We start from the raw sequence: 6,649 nt of genomic DNA on the forward strand, positions 1-6,649 counted from the left end.
CTACCTGGCCCGGTACACCTCGAGGATCGTCGGGGCGTCATCCGGCCGTTCCAGGACGGTGATCTCATCGCCGGCCTCGATGCGCCCCGTCGCGACGACACGCAGGTACGCACCGAGACGACCAGCCTGGGCGAAGCGCTTGACCCAGCCTCGCTCGTCATCCCCGCCCACCCAGCGCGCGAACGTCTGACACGGATTGCGCGCAGTGGTCACCTCGACCGTCAGACTCCTGCCGATCTGCCAGCGTTCGCCGACCTTGGCCGCGCTGAGGTCGATGCCGTCGACGCGCAGGTTCTCGCCGAACCAACCCGCGGGCAGCTCACGATCGAGTTCGCCCTGCCAGTACGCGGCATCCTCCTGGGAGTAGGCGTACACAGCCTGGTCGAGTCCCCCGTGGTTCTTACGGTCGGCCTGCACGTCGGCATACACCCCGTACGCGCCGACGCGCACCGGGCCCGACACCGGACGCTTGTCGATCGCGGTGATGCCCACGCTCCCGGCATCCGGTCGCAGCGCGTGCACCGCGCACACGGCGAGCACGCTCGCGGCGCTCAACGTCCAGCCATCCCGTCGACGTACGCCATGAAGGCGGGGTCGCCCATCATCGGGATCATGATGCAGATCGACACGACCACCATGGTCGCGGCCGCCCCGACGAGAGGCACCCACCAGGTGAGCTTTCCGGTGCGCAGGCGCCGCAGCGACAACCAGGCCGTGATGACCCACCCCAAGACGAGGAGGACGGCCGCGGTCGTGCCCCACAGCTTGCCCTGAGCGAAGTTCGTGAACTCGCCCTCGACGCCGAGGATTCTCATGCTCTCGTTCATGACCGTCGGCAGGTCCAGGTACGACAGCCCGGTCATGACGACGTTGACGAGGCCGTAGGCCAGCAGAGCGATCGTGATGATCCGGTCCCACGGGCGTGCCCGCGTGATCGAACGGGCCGGCTCCGCCTGCACCGTCTGCTCGATCACCGGGGCGGCAGCGGGAGCCTCGGGCGCAGCATCCAGCGGCGGGAGGCCCGCCAGCCGTCGCTGTTCATCCGGGGTCGCATACTCGCCGTACTGGGGCCGCTGATCGGTCATCCCGCAATGCTAGCGGGGCACACTTTGAACCGACCGCAGACAGCGCCAGGTCAGTTCGTCGCGCTCACACCCGCGGTACGGCCACCGAGAGCACGCGCATCGCGCTGTCCGGAGGAATCCTGGCGCAGCTCCTTGGGGAGCGAGAAGATGAGATCTTCCTCGGCGGTGCGGACCTCCTCGACATCGCCGTATCCGGCGGCAGCAAGAGTCTCGAGCACTTCGCGCACGAGCACCTCGGGGACGGATGCCCCGCTCGTCACGCCGACCGTGGCGACGCCGTCGAGCCATTCCTGCTTGATCTCGTCGGCGTAGTCGACCCGGTATGCGGCCTTGGCACCGTACTCCAGTGCGACCTCGACCAGGCGCACGCTGTTGGACGAGTTCGACGAGCCGACGACGATCACGAGCTCGGCGTCGACGGCGACCTTCTTGATCGCGACCTGGCGGTTCTGGGTGGCGTAGCAGATGTCGTCGGACGGCGGCGCCTGCAGATCGGGGAAGCGCAGACGCAGCCGGTTGACCGTCTCCATGGTCTCGTCGACCGAGAGCGTGGTCTGCGACAGCCAGACGACCTTCGACGGGTCCTTGACCACGACGGTGTCAGCCTCTTCCGGCGAATTCACGATGGTCACGCGCTCGGGTGCGTGGCCGGCCGTGCCCTCGACCTCTTCATGCCCTTCGTGGCCGATGAGCAGGATCTCGAAATCGTCGCGGGCGAACCGCACGGCCTCCCGGTGAACCTTGGTCACCAGCGGGCAGGTCGCATCGATCGCTTGCAGTCCTCGCTCGGATGCCGCGTTCACGACCGCCGGAGAGACACCGTGCGCGCTGAACACGACGTGCGCGCCGGTCGGCACTTCGTCGACCTCTTCGACGAAGATCGCACCCTTCTCCTCGAGCTCCGTGACCACGTGGATGTTGTGCACGATCTGCTTGCGCACGTAGACGGGGGCGCCGTAGCGCTCGAGCGCCTTCTCGACGGCGACGACAGCACGGTCGACGCCCGCGCAGTAACCGCGGGGTGCGGCGAGCAGAACCCGCTTGTGTCCGTCCACCGGGTTATCCTGAAGCCGCGCCGCCCGCGATCGAGGGATGCGGGGAACGGGAAGATGTACGGTGGCCTGGCTCACCCTTCGATCCTACCTTCGAACGGTCATGCCGGGCCTGGACGGGCACTCAGGCGCACGAGCACGGAAGGGGCCAGATGACGGTCTTCGAAGCGACACCGGCGAAGGGCGAGGCGCCCCCGGCGGATGCCGTGGCTCCGCGCGACTCGACCGCAGACGCCCCGACCTCCGTCGCCCGACTCAACGGCACGATCCGCGACTTCATCGCGCGGTGGAACGTCGTCTGGGTGGAGGGCGAGATCACCTCATGGAACGTGCGCGGCGGCAACGTGTTCGCCCGACTGAAGGACACCCTCTCCGACGCGCAGATCTCCATCCGCATCTGGTCGAGCGTCCGTGGACGCATCCCCGCTGATCTCGGCATCGGCGATCATGTCGTCGCGGCGGTGAAGGCCGACTACTTCGTCAAGGCCGGAGATTTCAGCTTCACCGTGTCGGCCATGAAGCACGTCGGGCTCGGAGACCAGCTCGAGCGCCTCGAGAAGCTCCGCGTCCAGCTGCGTCAGGAGGGGCTGTTCGATCCGTCGCGCAAGAAGCCCCTGCCCTTCCTCCCCCACGTGATCGGCCTCATCACCGGCGAACGGTCGGATGCCGAGAAGGATGTGCATCGCAACTCTGAGCTGCGCTGGCCGCAGGTGCGGTTCCGCACCGAGTACGCCGCGGTGCAGGGCGATCGTTGCGTACCCGACACCCTGGCCGCCCTGAAGAAACTCGATGCCGATCCCGACGTCGACGTCATCATCATCGCCCGCGGCGGCGGTGATCCCCAGACCCTGCTCGGATTCAGTGACGAGCGCCTCATACGCGCGGTGGCCGCGGCATCCACTCCGATCGTCTCCGCGATCGGGCATGAGAACGACCATCCTCTTCTGGATGACGTCGCCGATCTCCGCGCCTCGACGCCGACCGATGCCGCCAAGCGGGTGGTTCCCGACGTCGGAGAGCAACGCGCACTGATCGGTCAGTTGCGCTCGCGCGCGACCATGCGGCTGACGCAGCGCATATCTCACGACATCCAGCAGCTCGAGCAGCTGCGCAGCCGCCCGGTGCTGCGCTCCCCCGACCCGATATTCGAAGGCCGTGCGCAGGAGATCTGGCTGCAGGTCTCACGCGGTCGCGACACCATCACGCGACGCCTCGACACCGCCGCGCGCAAGACCACAGAGCTGCGGGCGTCACTGCGTGCGCTCTCGCCTGCAGCGACGCTGGCACGTGGCTATGCGATCGCGCACCTCGACGGCGGCGTGATCCTGCGCGACGCGGCGGATGCTCCGGCCGGTGCCGCTTTGACGATCACGGTCGACCGCGGATCGCTCGCCGCGCGCTCGGAGGGCGAGATCGCCGAGACGGAGTGACGCGCGTGCGGGACGTAGGATGGGAACCGTGACTGCGCCGACCGACTCCCCTGTCGAGACCCTGTCGTTCGAGGCCGCTCGCGATGAACTGGTGCGGGTGGTCGCCGAACTCGAACAGGGCGCCCCGACTCTCGAGCACTCGCTCGCCCTCTGGGAGCGCGGCGAGGCTCTCGCGGCCCGCTGCGAGGAGTGGCTCCTCGGCGCGAAGCGCCGCCTCGATGAGGCTCGTGCCGCAGCATCCGACTCTTCCGACGCATCCGGCAAGGCCGAGTCGTGAGCAAGAACCCTCCGATCGTCGCCGAGCTCGGACGTCCCGAGACGCCGGAGGAGACCGCGGCCCGCAAGGCGGAGTTCAGCAAGAGCTACCGCGCGAGCCAGAACTTCCGCAACCTCGTCGCCGCACTCCTCATCACTCTTGCCGTGGTCGCGGTCGTCATCTTCGCGGTTCCGCGCGGAGAAAGGGCGTCAGAGCCGACGGTGGACGTCGCCGCGATCGCCGCTGATGTCGAGACGACCATGGGCAGCCCCGCCCTCGTGCCAGAGCCGGACGACTTCTGGCGGGTGAACGCGGCCGAGCTGCAGGGCGGCGCGACCGTCGTGTGGAACATCACGCTGGCACCCGCCGCCGAGGACGAGCGCGGTTTCATCCGTGTGGCACAGGCGTTCGATGACGATTCCTCGTGGGCGCCTCAGATGCTGAGCGGCACCGCCGCCACCGACACCACGCGGATCGGCGGGCTGGACTGGGACGTGTACGAACTCGGCGGCGACACCGACGACAACGTGTCGTACGCCATCGGCACCCAGGCCGGCGACGACTACATCCTGCTGTACGGCTCGCGTTCGGCCGATTCGACGGCCGAGCTCGCGGAGTCGCTCATCCCCCAGATCAACGTCATCGCGGAGGCCTCATGACGACGCTCACCCCCACCGCAGCCTGGCAGCAGATGCTCGACGGCAACCGTCGATTCGTGAACGGTGAGCCGCGGCATCCGAATCAGGATGTCGAGCGACGTCACGACCTGGCCCACCAGCAGAATCCGGTCGCGACATTGTTCGGGTGCTCGGACTCGCGCCTGGCTGCGGAGATCATCTTCGATCTCGGCCTCGGCGACCTGTTCGTGGTGCGCAACGCCGGACAGGTGATCGGCGAGTCGATCGTCGGGAGCCTGGAGTACGCCGTCGAGATCCTCAAGGTGCCGCTGATCGTCGTCCTCGCGCACGACGAGTGCGGTGCCGTGCGCGCAGCGATCGAGGGCACCGCGATCGACGCCGACCCGCTGCCGCCGCACATCTGGAAGCTCATCGCGCCGATCATCCCCGCCGCCCGCAAGGTGCTGGCTCAGAACGGCGGCACATCTCCCGCCGACATCGATGCCGAGCAGGTCGGACGTGAGCACCTGCGCAACACCGTCGCCAACCTGCTGCAGTCGTCAGAGCTGATCAGCGACGCGGTCGCCGAGGGGCGCCTGGGCATCGTGGGCGCCAACTACCGTCTTGCCGAGGGCACGGCCGTGCCCGCCATCTCAGTAGGAATCAACACCGGGGTCGAGGACGTCCCCGCAACCCAGGAGGGATCGCAGTGACCGACACTCACCAGCGCAGCGGCGAAGAGTCGCAGGGCTACCGCATCGAGCACGACACCATGGGCGAGGTCCGCGTGCCCGTCAATGCACTGTACGGTGCACAGACGCAGCGTGCCGTGGAGAACTTCCCGATCTCGGGCAAGGGCCTCGAGTCCGCGCAGATCGCTGCCCTCGCGCGCATCAAGAAGGCCGCGGCGCTCGCGAACAAGGAACTCGGCACCCTCGACGGCGCGATCGCGGATGCCATCGCCGCTGCCGCCGACCGCGTGGCCTCGGGCGCGCACGACGGCGAGTTCCCGGTCGACACCTACCAGACCGGCTCCGGCACCTCGTCGAACATGAACATGAACGAGGTGCTCGCGTCCATCGCGTCCAGCATCCTCGGCTCGGCCGTGCACCCGAACGACCACGTGAACGCGTCGCAGTCGTCGAACGACGTGTTCCCGACCTCCGTGCACATCGCGGTCACCCAGGCACTCATCGACACGCTGATCCCGTCGCTCGACCACCTCGCCGTCGCCCTCGAGGCGAAGGCGGAGCTGTGGAAGGATGCCGTCAAGTCGGGCCGCACGCACCTCATGGACGCGACGCCCGTCACCCTCGGCCAGGAGTTCGGCGGCTACGCCCGCCAGATCCGCCTCGGCATCGAGCGGGTGCAGTCCGCTCTCCCCCGCGTCGCCGAGGTGCCGCTGGGCGGAACGGCCGTCGGCACCGGCATCAACACGCCGCTCGGCTTCCCGCAGAAGGTCATCGCGCTGCTCGCGGAGGAGACCGAGCTGCCGATCACCGAGGCGAAGGACCACTTCGAGGCTCAGGCCAACCGTGACGGCCTGGTCGAGGCATCCGGTGCACTGCGCACGATCGCGGTGTCGCTGACGAAGATCAACAACGATCTGCGCTGGATGGGATCCGGCCCGAACACCGGTCTCGGTGAGCTGCACATCCCGGACCTGCAGCCCGGCTCGTCGATCATGCCCGGCAAGGTGAACCCTGTCGTACCAGAGGCCGTCCTGATGGTCTGCGCCCGCGTGATCGGCAACGACGCGACCGTGGCCTGGGCCGGCGCATCCGGTGCGTTCGAGCTGAACGTCGCGATCCCCGTCATGGGCACCGCGCTGCTGGAGTCGATCCGCCTGATCGCGAACGCGTCGCGCGTGCTCGCCGACAAGACGATCGACGGTCTGGTCGCGAACACCGAGCGTGCGGCGGCGTTCGCGGGTATGAGCCCGTCGATCGTGACTCCGCTGAACAAGCTCATCGGCTACGAAGCGGCCGCGAAGATCGCCAAGCACGCCGTCGCCCAGGGTGTCACTGTGCGCGACGCCGTGATCGACCTCGGCTACGTCGAGCGCGGCGAGCTGACGCTGGAGCAGCTCGACGAGAAGCTCGACCTGCTGAGCATGACCCACCCGGGCTGAGCCCCTTACCCCCTGGGGCCACCCCGGTCCGCCGACCTCGGGGGCCGACACGCCACCTGTCGGACCGACTTCACGCTT

8 protein-coding genes are annotated in these 6,649 nt (G+C 68.2%); 5 read left to right on the plus strand and 3 right to left on the minus strand.

Annotation, left to right across the window (positions count from 1 at the left end; translation table 11 throughout):
• From ACNPNP_RS05630 to ACNPNP_RS05640, 3 genes are read right to left on the minus strand one after another with little or no spacing between them, the layout of a single operon-like run.
• The gene (locus ACNPNP_RS05630; RefSeq protein WP_448965071.1) at positions 1-555 is read right to left on the minus strand and encodes an MOSC domain-containing protein; all 555 of its coding nucleotides are present in this window, start codon (positions 553-555) and stop codon (positions 1-3) included.
• Complete coding sequence (locus tag ACNPNP_RS05635; protein WP_448965072.1) at positions 552-1,085, minus strand: DUF6264 family protein; 534 nt, start codon at positions 1,083-1,085, stop codon at positions 552-554. Before ACNPNP_RS05635 ends, ACNPNP_RS05630 begins: the two co-directional genes overlap by 4 nt.
• 50 nt (positions 1,086-1,135) lie before the next feature.
• Complete coding sequence (locus tag ACNPNP_RS05640) at positions 1,136-2,140, minus strand: 4-hydroxy-3-methylbut-2-enyl diphosphate reductase (protein WP_448965073.1); 1,005 nt, start codon at positions 2,138-2,140, stop codon at positions 1,136-1,138.
• Between the two features lie 149 nt (positions 2,141-2,289).
• Here ACNPNP_RS05640 and xseA point away from each other — a divergent pair, with 149 nt between their 5' ends.
• From xseA to ACNPNP_RS05665, 5 genes are read left to right on the plus strand one after another with little or no spacing between them, the layout of a single operon-like run.
• Positions 2,290-3,567, plus strand: a complete 1,278-nt coding sequence (gene xseA, locus ACNPNP_RS05645; protein ID WP_448965074.1) for an exodeoxyribonuclease VII large subunit — start codon at positions 2,290-2,292, stop codon at positions 3,565-3,567.
• Positions 3,568-3,595: 28 nt separating this feature from the next.
• Entirely contained in the window at positions 3,596-3,844 is a 249-nt protein-coding gene (locus tag ACNPNP_RS05650) for an exodeoxyribonuclease VII small subunit (protein WP_448965075.1), read from the plus strand.
• Positions 3,841-4,482 carry a DUF4245 family protein gene (locus tag ACNPNP_RS05655; RefSeq protein ID WP_033104851.1) on the plus strand — a complete coding sequence of 214 codons (642 nt, stop codon included), beginning with the start codon at positions 3,841-3,843 and terminating at the stop codon, positions 4,480-4,482. Before ACNPNP_RS05650 ends, ACNPNP_RS05655 begins: the two co-directional genes overlap by 4 nt.
• Positions 4,479-5,153, plus strand: a complete 675-nt coding sequence (locus ACNPNP_RS05660; protein WP_448965076.1) for a carbonic anhydrase — start codon at positions 4,479-4,481, stop codon at positions 5,151-5,153. Before ACNPNP_RS05655 ends, ACNPNP_RS05660 begins: the two co-directional genes overlap by 4 nt.
• Entirely contained in the window at positions 5,150-6,571 is a 1,422-nt protein-coding gene (locus tag ACNPNP_RS05665) for a class II fumarate hydratase (protein WP_448965077.1), read from the plus strand. Before ACNPNP_RS05660 ends, ACNPNP_RS05665 begins: the two co-directional genes overlap by 4 nt.
• The last annotated feature ends 78 nt before the right edge of the window (positions 6,572-6,649 follow it).

Source organism: Microbacterium xerophyticum (assembly GCF_053543555.1).